The sequence below is a fragment of the Mesorhizobium sp. M7A.F.Ca.US.010.02.1.1 genome (genome assembly GCF_004023085.1).
GTDB lineage: Bacteria > Pseudomonadota > Alphaproteobacteria > Rhizobiales > Rhizobiaceae > Mesorhizobium.
Genome location: NZ_RZRV01000008.1, coordinates 70,044 through 89,122, shown reverse-complemented (window position 1 = coordinate 89,122; position 19,079 = coordinate 70,044). Strand labels below are relative to the sequence as shown.

At 62.1% G+C, this 19,079-nt stretch carries 20 protein-coding genes; 7 read left to right on the top strand and 13 right to left on the bottom strand.

Annotated elements, in window-relative coordinates:
- The first annotated feature begins 22 nt into the window (after positions 1-22).
- Together EOA19_RS10925 and EOA19_RS10920 are read left to right on the top strand one after the other, a co-directional pair.
- Positions 23-844, top strand: a complete 822-nt coding sequence (locus tag EOA19_RS10925; protein WP_128303585.1) for a DUF72 domain-containing protein — start codon at positions 23-25, stop codon at positions 842-844.
- A 115-nt stretch (positions 845-959) separates the two neighbouring features.
- Complete coding sequence (locus EOA19_RS10920) at positions 960-2,111, top strand: GGDEF domain-containing protein (protein WP_128303584.1); 1,152 nt, start codon at positions 960-962, stop codon at positions 2,109-2,111.
- Positions 2,112-2,246: 135 nt separating this feature from the next.
- On the opposite strand, the gene EOA19_RS10915 is transcribed toward EOA19_RS10920, so the two are convergent.
- The 6 genes from EOA19_RS10915 to urtA form a co-directional block, all read right to left on the bottom strand.
- Positions 2,247-2,423 carry a hypothetical protein gene (locus EOA19_RS10915; RefSeq protein ID WP_023759335.1) on the bottom strand — a complete coding sequence of 59 codons (177 nt, stop codon included), beginning with the start codon at positions 2,421-2,423 and terminating at the stop codon, positions 2,247-2,249.
- 268 nt (positions 2,424-2,691) lie between these two features.
- The gene (gene urtE, locus EOA19_RS10910; RefSeq protein WP_023813006.1) at positions 2,692-3,387 is read right to left on the bottom strand and encodes an urea ABC transporter ATP-binding subunit UrtE; all 696 of its coding nucleotides are present in this window, start codon (positions 3,385-3,387) and stop codon (positions 2,692-2,694) included.
- 69 nt (positions 3,388-3,456) lie between these two features.
- Positions 3,457-4,203, bottom strand: a complete 747-nt coding sequence (gene urtD / locus EOA19_RS10905; RefSeq protein ID WP_023813007.1) for an urea ABC transporter ATP-binding protein UrtD — start codon at positions 4,201-4,203, stop codon at positions 3,457-3,459.
- 6 nt (positions 4,204-4,209) lie between these two features.
- The gene (gene urtC / locus EOA19_RS10900) at positions 4,210-5,442 is read right to left on the bottom strand and encodes an urea ABC transporter permease subunit UrtC (protein ID WP_128303583.1); all 1,233 of its coding nucleotides are present in this window, start codon (positions 5,440-5,442) and stop codon (positions 4,210-4,212) included.
- Entirely contained in the window at positions 5,439-7,055 is a 1,617-nt protein-coding gene (gene urtB, locus EOA19_RS10895) for an urea ABC transporter permease subunit UrtB (RefSeq protein ID WP_128303582.1), read from the bottom strand. The genes urtC and urtB overlap by 4 nt, the downstream gene beginning before the upstream one ends.
- 97 nt (positions 7,056-7,152) lie before the next feature.
- Positions 7,153-8,463 carry an urea ABC transporter substrate-binding protein gene (urtA, locus tag EOA19_RS10890; RefSeq protein ID WP_128303581.1) on the bottom strand — a complete coding sequence of 437 codons (1,311 nt, stop codon included), beginning with the start codon at positions 8,461-8,463 and terminating at the stop codon, positions 7,153-7,155.
- 311 nt (positions 8,464-8,774) lie between these two features.
- Here urtA and EOA19_RS10885 point away from each other — a divergent pair, with 311 nt between their 5' ends.
- Positions 8,775-9,188, top strand: a complete 414-nt coding sequence (locus EOA19_RS10885; RefSeq protein ID WP_128303580.1) for a hypothetical protein — start codon at positions 8,775-8,777, stop codon at positions 9,186-9,188.
- Between the two features lie 64 nt (positions 9,189-9,252).
- On the opposite strand, the gene EOA19_RS10880 is transcribed toward EOA19_RS10885, so the two are convergent.
- The 3 genes from EOA19_RS10880 to EOA19_RS10870 form a co-directional block, all read right to left on the bottom strand.
- Positions 9,253-10,824 carry a GMC family oxidoreductase gene (locus tag EOA19_RS10880; protein WP_128303579.1) on the bottom strand — a complete coding sequence of 524 codons (1,572 nt, stop codon included), beginning with the start codon at positions 10,822-10,824 and terminating at the stop codon, positions 9,253-9,255.
- Positions 10,825-10,870: 46 nt separating this feature from the next.
- Positions 10,871-11,401 carry a gluconate 2-dehydrogenase subunit 3 family protein gene (locus EOA19_RS10875; protein ID WP_128303578.1) on the bottom strand — a complete coding sequence of 177 codons (531 nt, stop codon included), beginning with the start codon at positions 11,399-11,401 and terminating at the stop codon, positions 10,871-10,873.
- Between the two features lie 86 nt (positions 11,402-11,487).
- Positions 11,488-11,883 (bottom strand): VOC family protein, encoded by a 396-nt coding sequence (locus EOA19_RS10870; protein WP_128303577.1) that lies wholly within the window; start codon positions 11,881-11,883, stop codon positions 11,488-11,490.
- A 208-nt stretch (positions 11,884-12,091) separates the two neighbouring features.
- Between EOA19_RS10870 and EOA19_RS10865 the strand changes: the two genes are divergently transcribed.
- On the top strand, positions 12,092-12,397 hold the full coding sequence (locus EOA19_RS10865; RefSeq protein WP_127268969.1) for a ribbon-helix-helix domain-containing protein: 306 nt from the start codon (positions 12,092-12,094) through the stop codon (positions 12,395-12,397).
- Between the two features lie 10 nt (positions 12,398-12,407).
- Here EOA19_RS10865 and EOA19_RS10860 read toward each other — a convergent pair whose 3' ends face one another.
- On the bottom strand, positions 12,408-12,845 hold the full coding sequence (locus tag EOA19_RS10860; protein ID WP_128303576.1) for a VOC family protein: 438 nt from the start codon (positions 12,843-12,845) through the stop codon (positions 12,408-12,410).
- 143 nt (positions 12,846-12,988) lie between these two features.
- Between EOA19_RS10860 and EOA19_RS10855 the strand changes: the two genes are divergently transcribed.
- A complete protein-coding gene (locus EOA19_RS10855; protein ID WP_245466288.1) occupies positions 12,989-13,246 on the top strand; it encodes a hypothetical protein in 258 nt (85 codons plus the stop codon).
- A gap of 5 nt (positions 13,247-13,251) precedes the next feature.
- Here the strand turns inward: EOA19_RS10855 and EOA19_RS10850 are convergent, their stop codons facing one another.
- A complete protein-coding gene (locus EOA19_RS10850; protein WP_128303575.1) occupies positions 13,252-13,959 on the bottom strand; it encodes a purine-nucleoside phosphorylase in 708 nt (235 codons plus the stop codon).
- 86 nt (positions 13,960-14,045) lie between these two features.
- Positions 14,046-16,619 (bottom strand): ATP-binding protein, encoded by a 2,574-nt coding sequence (locus EOA19_RS10845; RefSeq protein ID WP_023813021.1) that lies wholly within the window; start codon positions 16,617-16,619, stop codon positions 14,046-14,048.
- Positions 16,620-16,842: 223 nt separating this feature from the next.
- Here EOA19_RS10845 and EOA19_RS10840 point away from each other — a divergent pair, with 223 nt between their 5' ends.
- Entirely contained in the window at positions 16,843-17,583 is a 741-nt protein-coding gene (locus EOA19_RS10840; RefSeq protein ID WP_023813022.1) for a flagellar biosynthetic protein FliO, read from the top strand.
- Between the two features lie 202 nt (positions 17,584-17,785).
- On the opposite strand, the gene dksA is transcribed toward EOA19_RS10840, so the two are convergent.
- A complete protein-coding gene (dksA, locus tag EOA19_RS10835; protein WP_023813023.1) occupies positions 17,786-18,202 on the bottom strand; it encodes an RNA polymerase-binding protein DksA in 417 nt (138 codons plus the stop codon).
- A gap of 331 nt (positions 18,203-18,533) precedes the next feature.
- On the opposite strand from dksA, the gene EOA19_RS10830 reads away from it, so the two are divergent.
- Complete coding sequence (locus tag EOA19_RS10830; RefSeq protein ID WP_128303574.1) at positions 18,534-19,037, top strand: histidine phosphatase family protein; 504 nt, start codon at positions 18,534-18,536, stop codon at positions 19,035-19,037.
- The last annotated feature ends 42 nt before the right edge of the window (positions 19,038-19,079 follow it).

Sequence of the window (19,079 nt, the reverse complement as noted above, 5' to 3'; positions counted from 1 at the left end):
TTCAGCACTTGGGAGGACGACAATGAGCACATCGGGAACAATCCGCGCCGGCATGGGCGGCTGGACCTTCGAGCCCTGGGATACGTCCTTCTATCCCGACAAGCTTTCCAAGGCCAAGCAGCTGAATTACGCCACTCGGCAGGTGCCGAGCATCGAGGTCAATGGCACCTATTATTCCAGCTTCAAGGAGCCGACCTTCGTCAAATGGGCCGGCGAGGCACCCGACGGCTTTGTCTACTCGCTGAAGGGCAACCGCTTCGTCACCAACCGGCGCGTGCTGGGCGAGGCCGGCGAATCGATGATGCGCTTCCTCGGCTCGGGCGTTGCCGCGCTCGGTGAAAAGCTCGGGCCGATCCTGTGGCAGTTCGCGCCGACCAAGAAATTCGATCCGGACGATTTCGAAGCCTTCCTGAAGCTGCTGCCGGAAAAGCAGGACGGCGTTGCGCTGCGCCATGCGCTCGAAGTCCGCAACGACAGTTTTGTCGTGCCGGAATTCGCAGCACTTGCCCGAAAATACAAGGCCGCGATCGTCTACGCCGACCATGCCAAATATCCCGATATCGCCGACGTCACCGCCGATTTCGTCTATGCGCGGCTGCAGACCGGCAGTGACGACAATCCCGACTGTTACACGCCGAAGGGCCTCGATGAATGGGCCGCGCGGGCAAAGGTCTGGGCGGAAGGCAAGGTGCCCAGCGATCTCCGACGTGCTGATCCTTCGATCGATGCGCCGGTCAAGCCGCGCGACGTGTTCGTCTACTTCATCACCGAGGGCAAGGTGCGCGCGCCGTTCGGCGCCATGGCACTGATGAAGCGAGTGGACCAGGGACTGCCGGCGTCCTGACGCAGCGGAATCATGGCATCTTCGCCACTGTCGTAACCTTATCGATACCTCCTTGCTGCATGAATCCAGCTAAACCAGTCGCAGATCTGGGCCGCCGCGGGCAAGGACGAGGGGCATGTCGCTCGACTACACTTCACTTCTGCTGGCTGTCGGTTTTTCCGCTGCCTGCCTGAGCCTGACATTGTTTGGCATGTGGCTGACCGCTCGCTCGGAGAAATTCCTGCTGACATGGGCGATCAGCCTGGTGTTCGTGGTCGGCGATATTTTTATCTATGATGCTTATATCGACATGCCCGGGCGCCTGCTCGGCATTGCAACCCTTGCCCTGCTCCTGCTTGGCTTTTCGACCATGCTGGGCGCAGCCTACCAGTTCAGAACCGGCGGCTCGCCAGTGCCGCGAACGGTGCTTGGCAGCGCCATTTCGCTGGCCGTGACGTTGCCTCCCATGGCTCTAGGCTATGACGGGCTGGGCTTCATGTTCGAAAATGCCTTCGCCGCCTTGCTTCTGTTCGCAACGGCGGTCGAATACTGGAAAGGCCGCGACGAAGCCCCTGCCCTGACGATCGGTATCACCGCGCTCTATTCGGCCACGGCCGCATCCTTCGCTCTCTGCGCCATGGTTTTGGCCTGGGAGGGAAAGCAGGTCCTTGGACATGCACCAAGCAACTGGGCCGAGGAACTGAGCCTCATCATCGTCATTGCCAGCATGACCGGCATCGGAGCGCTTTCCCTGGCCCTGAACCAGGGACGTCTGGCCCGGCATCACCGCCACAATGCCCTGACCGACCCGCTGACTGGCCTGCTCAACCGCCGCGCCCTGTTCGACCTGCACGGCGATGCGCCGGTCGGCGCCTTCACGGCGGTGGTCGTCTTCGATCTCGACAACTTCAAGGCCATCAACGACGAATTCGGCCACGCCGCCGGCGATGAGGTGCTGAAGGTATTTGCACGGGAACTCGCCGGCAATCTCCGCCCGGCCGACGTCGCCGCGCGTATGGGCGGCGAAGAATTCGCGCTGGTGCTGAAGCGGACCTTGCCCGAAACGGTGGAGGCCACCGCCGAGGCCATACGGACAGCTTTTGCCGCGCACCGCATCGAAACCGAGACAGGCTCGCTGATATGCACGGTCAGTGCCGGATTTGCTTTCGGCACCAAGGAAGGTCTCGGCTTCGACAAGGTGCTCAATACCGCCGACAAGGCGCTCTACGACGCCAAGCGCGGTGGCCGCAACCGCGTCACCGCCTCTCCGTTCAGGCGCGCAGGCTGATCGCGCATCTGTGGCAGCCACGATCACGATGAGCGGTGCGACTTCCAGAGCATTTCACCGTTTCAAGGAAACGGGGAGCTGCTCTAACCCTGATGCAATTATCCAGGGAAAGCTTCGCACTTTCCCAGAATTGCTCTACGCCGCCATCACGATTTCATTGAATGCATCCAGGTCGACATAGAAGACCTTGGTGATCTCCTCGATCAGGTCGTCATGGCCGTAGCCTTGGGACTTCAAGATGTTGATGGCAGTGATGATATCGACGCGCTCGGTAAGCCGCCGCTTCTGGTAGTCCTCGACGTAACGTTCCATGGCTGTCCCTTAGCCTGTGTGCCCAAACGTGTTGAACGACAAAGATCGCAGGAGAGAAGCTAGGAAGCCTTGCTTGCGTGAGACTTGCCAGTGATAGCCGCGGCCTCGATCTGCGATAAACCAGACTGGTACGGAAGCGGCCGACTCACAAAAGCCTAGGAAAAGACTAGCACGCAGTTGCCGATGCACCAGAGACGCTGATGCAGGGCCGGAGAAATATTGGACTTGGCAAGGACTTCGGATCGTCAACTGAAGTGCGGCGGCGATTCTACACCGTCAGGAACTTCCGGACATCGGCACGGTCCAGATCTTCCGCCGGACCGGTATGGACGATCACGCCCCGGTCCATGATGTTGACCTCGTCGGCGAGTTCGCGGCAGAAATCGAGATATTGTTCGACCAAAAGCACGGCGATGCCGGCTTGGTCGCGCAGGTAGCGGATGGCGCGGCCGATGTCCTTGATGATCGACGGCTGGATGCCTTCGGTCGGCTCGTCGAGCACCAGCAGCTTCGGCCGCATCACCAATGCCCTCCCGATGGCGAGCTGCTGCTGCTGGCCCCCGGAAAGATCGCCACCGCGACGGCCGAGCATCTGCTTCAGCACCGGGAACAATTCGAAGACATGTGCAGGAATGTTGCGGTCGGCCCGTTTCAGCGGCGCGAAGCCTGATTCCAGGTTCTCCCGCACGGTGAGCAGCGGAAAGACCTCCCTGCCCTGCGGTACGAATGCGATGCCCGACCGGGCGCGGTCATACGCCGCGCTCCGGTCGAGCGCCTTCCCCTCGAAGGCAACGCTTCCGCTCGTCAGCCGGTGGTGGCCGACGATCGATCTCATCAAACTGGTCTTGCCGACGCCATTGCGGCCGAGCACGCAGGTGATCTTGCCGGCGCCCGCCTTCAGCGACACGCCGCGCAGCGCCTGGGCGGCGCCGTAGTGCAGCGTGGCATTGGAAACTTCGAGCATGTCAGCGCCTTTTCCAGAACCGCAGAAACGACAAATCGAAGTGATGGAACTGCACCCGCCAAACCATGCTCATCTCCCCAGATAGACTTCGACGACACGCTCGTCGGCCGACACAAAATCGAGTGTGCCCTCACTCAGCACCGAGCCCTCATGCAGGCAGGTGACCTTGACGCCGAGCTCGCGCACGAAATGCATGTCGTGCTCGACGACGATGACCGAATGGTCGCGGGCAATATCCTTGAGCAGCCGCGCGGTTTCCTCGGTCTCGGCATCGGTCATGCCGGCGACCGGTTCGTCGACCAGAAGCAGTTTCGGGTCCTGCGCCAAGAGCATGCCGATCTCGAGCCACTGCTTTTGCCCATGGCTCAGATTGGCCGCCAGTTCGTCACGCTTGTCGCCAAGCCGGATGATGCCGAGGATGTCATCGATCTGCCGCGTCTCGGCGGCCGAGCGGCGATGGAACAGCGCCGGGAAGATCGAGCGCGGCCCCTTCAGCGCCAGCATCAGGTTTTCCTCGATCGTGTGGCTTTCGAACACGGTCGGCTTCTGAAACTTGCGGCCGATGCCCATCATGGCGATCTCGGCCTCATCATGCTTGGTCAGATCGACCTGGCCGTCGAAGAACACGTCGCCTTCGTCGGGCCGCGTCTTGCCGGTGACGATGTCCATCATCGTCGTCTTGCCGGCGCCGTTGGGGCCGATGATGGCGCGCATCTCACCCTTGTCGAGCACCAGCGACAGATTGTTGATGGCGCGAAAGCCGTCGAAGGAGACCGAAACTCCGTCGAGATAAAGGATCGTGTTCGACTTTGACATGGTCGCTCACTCCGCCGGCTGCGGTTCGGGGTTGCTGGCGGACCAGTCGCCGGGCTTTCTCGCCTCGCTGCGAACGATTTTCGCCGGCGGCGGGACGTCGGCATCGGTGCCGGCTTCCTCGGCAATCGAAGCTGCCCGCAACGCCCTGGCGTTGCCGCGCCAGCTGTCCCACATGCCGATGATGCCCTTGGGCAGCAAGAGCGTCACGGCGACGAACAGCCCACCCAAGGCAAACAGCCAGAATTCCGGCAGCACGCCGGTGAACCAGGATTTGCCGGCATTGACCAGCAACGCACCGATGATCGGTCCGACAATGGTGCCGCGCCCGCCGACGGCGGCCCAAACAACGACCTCGATCGAATTGGCCGGCTCGAATTCACCCGGATTGATGATGCCGACCTGCGGCACGTAGAGCGCGCCGGCTATGCCGGCCATGACGGCCGAGACGGTGAAGGCGAACAGTTTTACGTTCTCCGCCCGCCAGCCGAGGAAGCGCGTGCGGCTCTCGGCATCGCGCACAGCCATCAAGAGCTTGCCGTATTTGGAGCCGACGATCGCCCAGGTGACGAAGACGGCAAGTGCCAGCATCACGGCGCTGGCGGCAAACAGCGCCGAGCGCGTCGCGTCGGCCTGCACGTTGAAGCCCAGAATATCCTTGAAATCGGTCAGGCCGTTGTTGCCGCCGAACCCCATGTCGTTGCGAAAAAAGGCAAGCAGCAGCGCGTACGTCATCGCCTGTGTGATGATCGAGAGATAAACGCCGGTGACGCGGCTGCGGAAGGCGAACCAGCCGAAGACGAAAGCCAGCAGGCCAGGCACCGCCAGCACCATGAGGCCGGCGAACCAGAAATGGTCGAAGCCATACCAGAACCACGGCAATTCCTTGTAGTTCAGGAACACCATGAAGTCGGGCAAGATGGGGTTGCCGTAGACGCCGCGCGAGCCGATCTGGCGCATCAGATACATGCCCATCGCATAGCCGCCGAGCGCGAAGAAGGCGCCGTGGCCGAGCGAGAGAATGCCGCAATAGCCCCAGACAAGATCGAGCGCCAAGGCGAGCAGCGCATAACAAAGATATTTGCCGGTGAGCGCGACGATGTAGGATGGGACGTAGAAGGCGCTGGTGGGAGACACCGCAAGGTTGAGCAACGGCACGATGACGGCCACCGCCAGCAGGATGAAGATCGTGATGGCGATGCGGCGGTCCGCGCCGGCGGCAAAGAAGCGTCCCGTGATCATGCTTCCACCGCCCTGCCCTTGAGCGCGAACAGGCCGCGCGGGCGCTTCTGGATGAACAGGATGATCAGCACCAGCACGACGATCTTGCCGAGCACCGCGCCCGCATAGGGCTCGAGAAACTTGTTGACGATGCCAAGCGAGAAGGCGCCGACCAGCGTGCCCCACAGATTGCCGACACCGCCGAAGACGACGACCATGAAGCTGTCGATGATGTAGCCGCGACCGAGATTGGGCGAGACATTGTCGATCTGGCTGAGCGCGACACCGGCAATGCCTGCAATGCCGGAGCCGAGCGCGAAAGTCAGCGCGTCTACCCATGGCGTCCTGATGCCCATCGAGGCGGCCATGCGCCGGTTGGCGGTGACGGCGCGCATCTGCAGGCCCCAGGGCGTGCGCTTCATCACGTAGAGCAGGATGCCGAAGACAGCGAGCGCGAAAACCAGGATCCACAGGCGGTTCCAGGTGATCGCCAACTGTCCGACATTGAACGAGCCCGACATCCACGAGGGGTTGCCCACCTCCTGGTTGGTCGGCCCGAAGATCGAACGCACGGCCTGTTGCAGGATCAGCGAGACGCCCCATGTCGCCAGCAGCGTTTCAAGCGGCCGGCCATAGAGGAAACGGATGACGCCGCGCTCGATGATCAGGCCAACCAGGGCCGCGACGAGGAAAGCCAGCGGCAGCGCAATAACCAGCGACCAGTCGAACAGGCCGGGAAAGGAGGTGCGGATCACCTGCTGGACGACGAAGGTCGTGTAGGCGCCGAGCATGACCATCTCGCCATGCGCCATGTTGATGACGCCCATGACGCCGAAGGTGATGGCAAGGCCGATTGCCGCCAGCAGCAGCACCGAGCCCAGCGAAATGCCGTACCAGATGTTCTGGCCGGCATCCCAGAAGGCCAGCGTCGAATTGATGTTGGCGATCGCGGCTGTCGCCGCTTGCCTGACCGCGTCGGTGGAATTCACCTCGACAGACGTGAGCAACGAAACCGCGTCGCGGTCGCCCCGCGCCCCGATCAGCGCGATGGCAGCGAGCTTGTCGGCTTCAGGCCGGTCGGAGACCAGAACGGAGGCGGCACGAGCCTGTTCGAGCAGCGCCTTGACGCTTGCCACGCTCTCACTGGCGATTGCCGTGTCGAGCGGTCCGATGTTTGCGGCGTCGGGCGTCTTGAACATGGTGTCGGCGGCGGCAATGCGCACGGCCGGATCCTTGGCGCCAAGCGTCAGCGTGCCCAACGCATCGCGGATGACGCGACGCAGCGTGTTGTTGACCTTGACCTTGGTGATGCCGTCCTTGGCCGCCTCGCCCGATGCCTCGCCGCTCAACGGGTCGGAAAGCTGGACGCTTTCGCCCGCTTCCTTGCCGACAAACACCAGGGAATCAGCCTTGCGGACATACAGGTTGCCGTCGGCAAGTGCCGCAAGCGGCCGCTCTACAGCCGGATCGCCGGCGGCAGCCAGTTCGTGGACGACGGCTCCGATCTCGGAAAAGCCCTTGGCCGTGGCGAATTTGGCGATGATGCCGCGCAGATCGGCTTGGCCGGCGCCCGAAGACGACAGCGTCGCCAGCAGGAACAACAGCGTCGAACCAATCGTACGAAACAGGTTCATCGGTTTCTGGTAACCCCTGAAGGTTGAAGTGGGCGTCCGGACGGCGGTAGTAGCCGTCCGGACGCGCGCGGTCTGACTAGGTCAGCCCTGGGAGGGATCAGTTCGTGCCCTTGCCGCCGCACTTGCCGGTGGCAACGTTGAAGTTGCCGCAGGACAGAGGCGCGCGCCAATCGGAGATCAGGTCCTTGGAATCAGGCAGATAGTCGGACCATTCGTCGCCCATCACCAGGCCCGGCGTGCGCGACACGGTTTCGAACTGGCCGTCGGCCTGGATTTCGCCGATCAGCACCGGCTTGGTGATGTGGTGGTTCGGCATCATCGTCGAATAGCCGCCGGTCAGGTTCGGCACCGACACGCCGATCATGGCGTCGATGACCTTGTCCGGATCGGTGGTGCCGGCCTTCTCGACCGCCTTCACCCACATGTTGAAGCCGATATAATGGGCCTCCATCGGATCGTTGGTGGTGCGCTTGTCGTTCTTGATGAACTTGTGCCAGTCGGCGATGAACTTCTTGTTCTCGGGCGTATCGATGCTCTCGAAATAGTTCCAGGCAGCGAGATGGCCGACCAGCGGCGCGGTGTCGAGACCTGCAAGCTCTTCCTCGCCGACCGAGAAGGCCATGACCGGAATATCCTCGGCCTTGACGCCCTGGTTGCCGAGTTCCTTGTAGAACGGCACGTTGGCGTCGCCGTTGACGGTCGAGACGACGGCGGTCTTCTTGCCGGCCGAACCGAACTTCTTGATCGCCGAAACCTCGGTCTGCCAGTCGGAGAAGCCGAACGGCGTGTAATTGACCATGATGTCTTCCGCAGCCACGCCCTTGGCCTTCAGATAGGCTTCGAGGATCTTGTTGGTGGTGCGCGGATAGACGTAGTCGGTGCCTTCCAGCACCCAGCGCTTCACCGAACCGCCATCCTCGCTCATCAGATAGTCGACGGCCGGAATGGCCTGCTGGTTTGGCGCCGCACCGGTGTAGAACACGTTGCGCTCACTTTCCTCGCCCTCATACTGGACGGGGTAGAACAGGATGTTGTCGAGTTCCGAGAACACCGGCAGCACCGATTTGCGCGACACCGAGGTCCAGCAGCCGAACACCGCCGCGACCTTGTCCTTGGAGATCAGTTCGCGCGCTTTTTCGGCAAACAGCGGCCAGTTGGAAGCCGGATCGACAACGACCGCCTCGAGCTTCTTGCCGAGCAGGCCGCCCTTGGCGTTCTGCTCGTCGATGAGCATCAGCATGGCGTCCTTCAGCGTCGTCTCCGAAATCGCCATGGTCCCCGACAGCGAATGGAGAATGCCGACCTTGATCGTGTCGTCGGCGGCCTTCGCCGGAGCGGACATCAACAGGCCGGCGGCGACCACGCTCGCCGAAAACATTTTTGTTATTGTCGAGAAATTACCCCTCATATTACAGACTCCCAAGCTAGTTGATTGCACCGCAACACTACAAAGCAACCCCCATGCCAACCGCTCTGGCAATCCCGAAAAGGCACAAATAAATTATAGATATCAGCACCTTGGAATATAGGGCTTACAAAACAAAGAGAGGTGGCCAGAAATCGATTGAGGGAATTTTGCGCAGCTTGCGCAGCCTCTGCCTAATTTTCGACCATTTTCATAATCTGCCTAGATTTTGACCTCACCAATTACCTCAGGGCGACCGATGTTGCGGCGCGGTGCAAAAATGGGGCAAGCTCGCTCTTCAAGCGAGCGACGCCATGGTTTCAGGTATTTCACGTATTTTCATCGGCGTACTGCTTCTGACGGCAGCAACCGGGGCAGCGCGAGCCGATTTCAGCGACGGCAAGATGCCTGACGGCGCCTATCATTGCGAAGTGTACCTGCTTGGCATGTTCCTCAGCCTCGGCGACATCACCATCAAGGGGAACGTCTACAGCGGCCCCGTCTACACCAGCCTTAGCGTCTTCGGCACCGCGCGGCAGGGCTACAACTACCAAATGGACGCAAACGGCGTGATCTCGTGGCTGGGGCCGCTGGGCGGATATACCGCCGGCGGCAATTCACTGTCGCTGACCCAGGCGACGCTGGACGGCGAAACCGTGCCCTCCTTCGACATCATCATGAAGCAGCCCGACGGCGCCTTCACCGCCTCGACCTGCACCAAGCAATGAGGCGGCAAGAAAAAGGCGCGGAACCTTGCGGGTTCCGCGCCAGCAGTCTGTCGGGAGGATGTGACTAGATCGTCTTTGCCGACATTTGCGCGGCGATGTAGTCGGCTTGGCGGATCGCGAGCGACACGATCGTCAGGGTCGGGTTTTCGGCGGCCCCGGTGGTGAACTGGCTGCCATCCGACACGAACAGGTTCTTGATGTCGTGCGCCTGGCCGTGCTTGTTGACGACGCCGTCTTCCGCTTTCTCGCTCATCCGGTTGGTACCGAGATTGTGGGTCGACGGATAGGGCGGCGTCGGGAAGGTGCGGGTGGCGCCGACCGCATCATAGAGTGCCGTAGCCTGCTTGTAGGCGTGGTTACGCATCGCGGTGTCGTTTGGATGATCGTCGAAATGCACGTCGGCGATCGGCATGCCGTGCGCGTCCTTCTCGTCGGCATGCAGCGTGATGCGGTTCTCCGCGCGCGGCATGTCCTCACCGACGATCCAAAGGCCGGCCATGTGGTCGTAGTGATCGAGTGCTGTGGTGAACGAGCGCCCCCATGCGCCCGGATCAAGAAACGCTGCCATGAACGGCAGGCCGAGCGACAGCGTCTCGAACTCGTAGCCACCAACGAAACCGCGCGATGGATCATGCCGCGCCTCGTCGCGGATGATGCCGGCCATGGTCGTGCCGCGATACATGTGCACCGGTCTGTCGAAGATGGCATAGACCGAGCCGGTGGTGTGACGCATGTAGTTCTTGCCGACCTGACCCGACGAGTTGGCAAGCCCATCGGGGAATTTCCCCGACGCCGAATTGAGCAGCAGCCGCGGGCTCTCGATCGAATTGCCGGCAACCGCGACGATGCGCGCCTTCTGCTCCTGCAGCTTGCCGTCTTTGTCGGCGTAGACAACGCCGGTCACCTTTCCGCTGGCGTCATGGTTGATCTTGATCGCCATGGCATTCGGCCTGACTTCGAGATGGCCTGTCGCCTCGCCCTTGGGGATCTCGGTGTAGAGCGTCGACCATTTGGCGCCCCATTTGCAGCCCTGGAAGCAGAAGCCGGTCTGCTGGCAAGACATGCGGTCGTCACGATCGACCGAATTGATCGCCATGTTGCCGGTGTGGCATTCCTTATAGCCGAGCTTGTCGGCGCCGGCCTTCAGCACCTTGAAATTGTTGTTGCCCGGCAGCCGCGGCCAGTCATTGGTGCCGGTGACGCCCATCTTGGCTTCAGCCTTGGCATAGTAGGGCTCCAGCTCGGCCAGCGTGATCGGCCAATCGAGCAGGTTGGCGCCTTCCAATTTGCCGTAGGTCGACAGCGTCTTGAACTCATGCTCCTGGATGCGCAGCGAAGCTCCGGCCCAATGCGTGGTCGAACCGCCGACCGACTTGACGATCCAGGCCGGCAGGTTGGGAAAGTCTTTGGCCACACGCCAGTCACCCGACGTGGTGCGCTTGTCCGTCCAGGCGAGCTGGCTGAACGAACCCCACTCGTCATTGATGAAGTCTTCGTATTCGTGGCGCGCGCCGGCTTCCAGGATGACGACGTCGACACCCTTCTGGGCGAGTTCGTTGCCGAGCGTGCCGCCGCCGGCACCCGAGCCGATGATGACGACCACGCCGTCGTTGTTCAGATCAAATGAAGCTGCCATGGTTTCCTCCCATGATTTCTGTTTGCGGGTTCAAGAACGACGGGGCTCAGAGCCACTCGATGTCGTCGAAACCGCGCGCGATGTAGCCGCCCTTGGAATAGGACTCGCCCTCGTAACCGAAGATCGGCCACACCTCTTTCTGGTTGTAGAGGCTGACCACGAGGCCACCCCGAATGGCCTGGAAGAACGGCGTCGCCTCGATTTGCTTCAGCACGGCGATCCGCTGGTCCTCCCAGCCAAGGCCGCGGTAGCCGCCGTCACCGGACTTCTTGTCGAGGTCGGCGATGCCATCTTCGAGCATAGTCTTGTAGGCGGCGTCCTTGCCGGCCTGTTCGTCGTGGCCTTTCACGGCAATGGCGTAATATTTGTCCGGAACCTGATCGTGCGGATAGATGTCACGCGCCATCTGGATCAGCGTCGCCATGGTTTCGGGCTTGAGTGCCGATGTCTCCAGTCCCCAGGCATGCTCGGGGCTGATGACGGCGCTGCCTGAAATGACGAGCAGCGCGCCGATGCCGCCGCGTTTAAGAAGCTCTCGACGGGAAAGCCCGGGCTTCGCGTCATAGATCGTGACCATTTTATTCCTCCCTGCTTGCTATGTGCGCTCTCTTCAGAACGCCGTTGCTGGCGCGCTGCCCCCGTCAGGGGACAGCGCGATGTCTCCTATTGGAAGCGACCTCCGCGTTGCAGAACCTCGATCTTGTAGCCGTCGGGATCCTCGATGAAGAAAAAGCGGGCGATCAGCGACCCGTCGCGGTTGAACTCGACGATCTTCTTCGGATTGAGGCCAAGCGCGCCGAGACGGTCATGTTCGCTGTCGAGGTCGGCGACCGAGACCGCCAGGTGACCGTAGCCGTCGCCGAGCCCGTAAGGCTCCTGCCGATCCTTGTTCACGGTCAGTTCGAGCTCGAACCCTGCCTCGGCATTGCTGAGGTAAATGAGCGTGAATGTCTCGAAATCCAGCCTGTCGGCGACATCGAGCCCGAAGGCGTTTCTGTAGAAATCGACCGATCGGGCTTCGTCGAGAACCCGGATCATACTGTGGATCGCCTTGGCCAAATCAGTCTCCGTTCTGGTGTGGAGGCGATTATGCGCGGCACGGACAAAAGGTGGTGGCAGCCGGTTACCACGCCCGCAGCCGCGAACGGGACGAAAGTCCGATTGCCGGACCGGCAATTTTGCCCGAGAATGCATGTGGGGACAGGTCAAGCAGTATCAAACTGCACGCCCGTCCACCCAAGACCAACAATCATGGGAGGTTTGTCGGATGTGCAGGGTGTTTGCGGGCCAGGATCCCGAAGGCTATCGCCAGATCAACCGGTCGATTCGCATCGACGGCCACTCGACCAGCATCCAGCTCGAAGCGACATTCTGGGCTTTGCTGGACGAAATCGCCGAAAACCAGGATTTGACGACGCCGAAATTCATCTCCAAGCTCTATGACGAAGCCATCGAGATCAACGGCGCCATCCCGAACTTTGCGTCGATGCTGCGAACCACCTGCGCGCTCTATCTGCGGGGCCATCGGCCGGGAATGGATGAGCAGATGGTGCCGAAGCGGGAGGCTGCTTAGCGCATTGCGCTCAGCTGAGTTCTTGCGCGAGCCCGATGAGAAGCCCTCCAGGCCCTCGAATGTAACATAGCCGATACACGTCTTTATACTGGACGACTTCGCCTTCGAGCCGCGCACCGCGATTGCGGAGCCTTTCAAGCGTCCCGTCAATGTCGTCCACGGTGAACATGACGCGGAGGTAGCCCAGGGCGTTAACCGGGGCGTTGCGGTGATCGGCGACGACAGGCGGCGTGAGGAAACGGGACAGTTCGAGCCGGCTGTGGCCGTCCGGCGTCCGCATCATGGCAATCTCGACGCGCTGATCGCCCAGTCCAGTGACACGTCCGGCCCATTCCCCTTCGATCATGGCCCGCCCTTCGAGCTCAAGGCCGAGCTCGCCAAAAAAACCAATCGTCTCTTCGAGGTCATCGACGACGATTCCTATGTTGTCCATCCGTTTGAGCGCCATGTGTTCAGTCTATAAGGCGTCGTCCAGGCCGTAAACTCCTTAGGCTGCTTGCCAGCTGAGCAAGAGCGATCAGGTCCTGATTCATGGCTGATGGCACGATGCTGTTTCTATCGGTCCAGCATCCGGGCAGGTAGGCCGGATGCTTGGCGGGATCGTGGCCCGGCAATTCTATCGTTGCGCAGGGCAGTTCCGAAACATTGGCCCGGCTCGTCCTTGCCGGCAGTCAGGCCGTGCATACGGCTGATGCGCCGACAACGCCCGCCATGCCGTCCCTGGCCTGGCGCCTGAAGGACCAGGAGGTCGCCGACGTCCTGACCTATGTGCGCGCCAGCTGGGGCAACACCGCCCCAGCGGTCGCCTCCGACGATGTGGCAGCCGTGCGCAAGCAATTGCTCCCGTAACTCGGCTAGCTCTCGGCTGCGACAGCGAGCGCCAGACGGCTCATGTCGGTGAAAAGCGCCTGGCGCTCGGAATAGTCGGTCTGTTCGCCGGTCTCGATGTTGTCGACCACGACACACATCGACAGCGCACGCGCTCCGAAATGCTCCGATATGCGATAGAGCGCGCTGGTTTCCATATCCACGGCCAGGGCTCCTTCCGCTTGCGCAACGGCAAAACGGGCGCGCCCTTCCGGGTGATAGAAGATGTCGCTGCACACCGTCAGGCCGGCATGATGGTCGATGCCGAATTCTACCGCCTTGGCCAGCGACGATGCGAGGAGCGCCGGGTCGGGGCCAGCGGGTCCATAAAGGCCGAAAACCTGGCCGCTCTGGGCGCTTTCCGCCTGTGCCGATTGTGAGATGACAAGGCTGCGCAGTTTTGCCTTTGCGGTCAGGCTGCCGCAGGTGCCGGTGCGGATCAACGTCCGGGCGCCATAATGGTCCAGCAATTCATGCGCATAGATCAGAAATGATGAAACGCCGATGCCCGTCGCCTGAATGCTGACGGGTTTGCCGCCAAACAGCCCGGTGAAGCCAAGCGCGCCGCGGCGGCGATTGATGCAGCGCGGCGCTTCCAGGAACGTTTGCGCCATCCACTCGGCGCGCTGCGGGTCACCCGGCAACAATACCGTGTCGGCGTAGTCGTCCTTGTCCGCTTCGTTGTGCGGCGTCACCAGTTGCTCCCTTAAGCCTTCCTGCCGTTTCACCCGCAATCATGGCGTTGTCACGGCGTTGTGCAAGGAGGAACATGGGAAAGGCTCTAAGACTCCAGCACGTCCTTGACGATCGTCGCCAGTTGCTTGAGCGAAAACGGCTTGGGCAGAAAGCCGAAATGCGCATCTGCCGGGAGGTTTCTGGCGAATGCGTCCTCGGCGTAGCCGGACACGAAGACGAACTTGATGTCCGGCTGGCGCTTGCGCAATTCACCAAGCAGTGTCGGTCCGTCCATTTCCGGCATGACCACATCGGAAACGACGATATCGACCTTGCCGCCCAGCGCCTCGAACACTTCCAGCGCCTCGACGCCCGACGATGCCTCGTGCACGGTGTAGCCACGCGAGGTCAGCGCCCGCATGCCGCCCATGCGCACGGCATCCTCGTCCTCGACGAGCAGCACCGTGGCCGAGCCCGACAGATCCTTGGCCGGATCGGCGACCTTTGCCGGCGCCGCCGGCGCATCGCCGGGCTCGCCTGCTTTTTTCGCTTCGGCGATGTGACGCGGCAGGAAAATGCGGAAAGTCGAGCCTTTGCCGACTTCGGAATCGCAGAAGATGAAGCCGCCGGTCTGCTTGATGATACCGTAGACCATCGACAGGCCAAGGCCGGTGCCCTTGCCGACTTCCTTGGTGGTGAAGAAGGGCTCGAATATCTTCTTCAGCACGTCGGGCGCGATGCCGCTGCCGGTGTCCTCGACTTCGACCACGACATAGTCGGCCGGGGCGAGTTCACGGTAGGAAAAGGCCTTGCACTCCTCGGCGGTGACATTGCGGGTGCGCACTGTCAGATCGCCGCCCGCCGGCATAGCATCGCGCGCGTTGACCGCAAGGTTGACCACCACCTGTTCGAACTGACCGATATCGACCTTGACCGGCCACAGATCGCGGCCATGGTCGACCTTCAGCTTGATGTCGTTGCCGACCAGCCGAGCCAACAGCATCCTGAGATCGGCGAGTACGTCGGTCAGGTTGAGCACTTCCGGCCGCAATGTCTGCTTGCGCGAGAAGGCCAGAAGCTGCCGCACCAGCGAAGCCGCCCGGTTGGCGTTCTGCTTGATGTTCATGATGTCGGGGAAGGAGGGGTCCGACGGACGGTGGTTGGTCAACAAAAGGTCGGACGCCATGATGATGGCGGTCAGCACATTGTTGAAATCATGCGCGATGCCGCCGGCAAGCTGGCCGACCGCCTGCATCTTCTGGCTTTGCGCCATCTGCCCTTCGAGCGCTTTTTGCTCCGTTGTCTCGACGGCGTAGACGATGGCCGACTCCTCGGCCCCCTCGCCGCCGGTGCCGTCGGCGACGGCGTTGACGTAGAAGCGGATGTGCCGTTCGTCGTTGCCAGGCAAAAGCGTGTCGATCGGCTCGATGTCGGCCTGCCGCTGCTGCGCTTTCTCGAAGGCAGCCGCGAAGGCCGGCCGGTCGCGTTCGTGGATCACCGTGTCGAGCCTTACGCGACGGTCGACGGCGTCGCGATCGACGACAGACGAAAACAGCGACAGGAACGGCGCATTGGTACGCAGGATGCGCCCATTGTGGTCGACGCCGGCGATCGCCATCGGTGTCGAGTTGAAGAAGCGGGTGAAGCGCACTTCCGAAGCCCGCAAATCGGCAGAGGCATCCTCGCCTTGCGTGCGGTTGAGCACGATCGTGCGTGTCGGCCCGTTCAATCCTTCGCGGCTGGCCGAAACGCGGTGCATGAAGCGCACCGGCAGCGCTTCGCCCGTCGTGGTCGTCAGGTCGAGATCTATCACCGCGTTGCGTGTGGTGCCGGGGTCGGCCTTGACCGAGCGGACCAGCGCCATGCCGTCGCCAGCCACGATCTCCGACAGAGACACGGCGCCGGGCGTGAAGCTGGTGAGGTCGATGCCCAGCCATTCGGCGAGCGTGGCGTTGATATAGGTGACGCGGCCCTCCTGGTCGGCCGAAAAGAAGCCGGCCGGCGCGTGGTCGAGATGATCGATCGCCTTCTGCAGATCGAGGAAGAAGCGCTCCTGCTCGGCCCGCTCCTGCGAGATGTCGGCAAGCTGCCAGGCCAGCATCGGCAGCCGCTGGCCTGGAACGCTGAAGGCGCGGGCGCGTGCCCGGTACCAGCGGGCGCCAGGCTCGGCACCGGGCCGAATGGACTGTGCGAGCCTAAACTCGCCGTCGCCCGGCTGGCCGTCGCGCAGGCCGGATGCCAGGCGATAGATCGTCACCGAGGCTTCGGGGACATCCGAGAGCAATCCCTCGACGGTCTTCAGGTCGGCAGCGGACGATGCTCCGGTCATATCCGCATAGGCGCGATTGGCGTAGACGACGCGGCCCTTGGTGTCGGTGACGAGAAGCCCCTGCGACATCGAATCGACGAAGGATTTCGACAGTTCGTCGCCTGTCGAGCGTGGCGTGACCTGCACGAAGCCGATCGCCGTCGCGAACAGGAAGCCGACGCCGATCATCGCCAGCACGCCGAGCATGCCGAGCAGGAAAGGATCGCCGAGGCGCTCGCGGAAAAGCCCGAAGACGATCGCCGCCCCCGTCAGAACGACGATGAAAATGATAAGCCGGGTGACCGCGCCGGGTCGCGTATTCTGGTCGACGATCGGTACCGGATAGAAATCGCCGCGCGCTTCCTTGGCCATGTGCCCCCTGCTCGTGAATTCCGGTGTTCCGACACCCGCCCCTAGCGGGTTGAATCACATTCTCCTAGTCCGGAAAAGGCCTGGGCGGCAAATGTCGGATAAAAATGATGTCTTCCAGGCTTCGGAGTTTTTCTAGCTGTTCACCAGCGTGAAACGCAACTTGCGGTGGCCCGCTGCAACGGTCTAGTGTCTCGTCACTTCCAAGGGCGATCAGGGGAACCCAATGCAATGGCTCGATAGCGTGGCAGGTCCCGGTTATGCCGCAGCATTGTTGTGGACGTTTGCAGCGCTTGTCCTGCTGGTTATCGTTCTCGTCATCATCAAGCTGGTGCGCAACCTGACATTCGGAACCTTCGTCGCCGGTGGCCGGAACCGCAAGACGCGACTGGCCGTCATGGATGCCACCGCCGTCGACAGCCACCGCAGGTTGGTGCTGATACGCCGTGACGATATCGAGCACCTGCTTCTGATCGGCGGCCCGACCGACGTCGTCGTCGAGCGCGATATCCGACTTTCGGCGCTACGCCGGCCGGCATTGACCGGAGATGGCGGCTTGCAGCCGGTTCCGGCCGCCGCGGCCCCGGCAAGACCGCGTCCGCCGCAACCCGCTCCGCCGCCGGCGAGACAGGCTCCCGCTCCACAGCCGGTGAACACGACGCCACCCGCCCGCCCGCGTACAACAGCGCCGCCGGCACCTGCACCGAAGCCGGCAACGCAAAGCTATCAGCCGACCAATGTCACGCCGTTGCCGGCCTACGGCTCCGCCAATGCCAACACCGCCCGGCACGCGCCGCCACCACCGCAGCCGGTGCAGGACAGCATCGACGACACGCTGATGAGGGAACTCGAAGTGTCGCTGGACCAGCCCCGTTCGGGCGGCCCCGTGGGCAAGGCGGCGGCGCCGCCGTCGCTCGACGACGAGATGACCAAGCTTCTCGGCGAACTCTCCAGTCAGAAGAGATGAGCGACCGCCGGGTCGCTATCCCGCGAAACATCGTCGCCGGTCCGCTGCCGAACCACCTCGTCCAAGCGCAAAATATCAAGGGTTTGCGGCCTTCGCGCGCCTCAGAGCGGTGGATGCCACACCAATAGAAATGGCCGGAAAACCGGCCATTTCAGAATCGAGTTCGTTCGAGACAGCCGGCCGTGCGCCGCCGGCCTTGACCTCAGTCGTCGCGATAGACTTTTTCGCGGCGCTCATGCCGCTCCTGCGCTTCGATCGACAATGTCGCGATCGGACGCGCATCGAGCCGCTTCAGCGCGATCGGCTCGCCGGTCTCTTCGCAATAGCCGTAAGTGCCTTCGTCGATGCGCTGCAGGGCGGAGTCGATCTTTGCAATGAGCTTGCGCTGACGGTCGCGGGCCCTGAGTTCGATGGCACGGTCGGTTTCCGAAGAGGCGCGATCGGCCAGATCGGGGTGGTTGGCGTTCTCTTGCTGCAGGATTTCCAGTGTTTCGCGCGCTTCGCGCAATATGTCACTCTTCCAGGTGACGAGCTTTGAGCGGAAGTAGGATTTCTGCCGCTCGTTCATGAACGGCTCGTCTTCGGAGGGTACGTAATCGGCGGTAACGATGTCGTTCATTCGACTCACCCAAACTGCCCCAATTTTGGCGCCTATATATTCGTCGTCCGACGCCTGCACAAGCGCAATCGGCCGCTGTCTCACGCAATTGTTAAAGTACCCGTCACGCGTCTCTGCGGCCGCGTACGGTCGCTTTGGTACAAAATTCGCCGAGACACTTTCGATCCGGTGGCACATGCTTTCCGAGATTGCCGTGACCCCGGGGGCCGATACGCAAGAGACCTTTGCAGCAAGCAGCATTGGGTGATTCGCCGTGTTGAAGAGCACGGGCCATTGTGCGCAACGCCGTTCTCGTGGCTAATCCCGGGACGCTTCGGCATTCGGAGGTTGGGTGAGCAGGCTTTATCTGTTGCGACATGCAAAGGCTGGCTGGGCACTGCCCGGCATGCGGGATTTCGATCGCCCGCTCGATGCGTCCGGCCGCGCCGATGCCGAAATGGTGGGGGCCGCCATGCGCTCCCGCCTCTATCTTCCGGACCGGACGCTCTGCTCCAATGCCAAGCGCGCCAAGGAGACGCTGGAAGGCCTGGCCGGCCAGACCGACACCGGCCGGGTTCTGTTCTTCGACGCGCTCTACAGCGCGGACGCGGCCGGGTACCTCCACCTTATCCGCGACAATGGCGGATCAGGCTCATTGCTGGTCATTGGCCACAACCCGATGATGGAAGACCTCACCATGGCAGTTTCGGGCGACGGCGACGAGACTGCGCGGGCCACGCTGAACCATGGGTTCCCGACCGCGGGCCTGGCGGTCGTCCGCTTCGACGGCGATCTTGCCAGCGCCGCCCAAGGCACCGGCTATCTCGAAGCGTTCCTGACGCCGGCCGATCTCTGAAGCCATTTCAAAGCCTGGTTGTAGAGCCTATATCGGACGGAC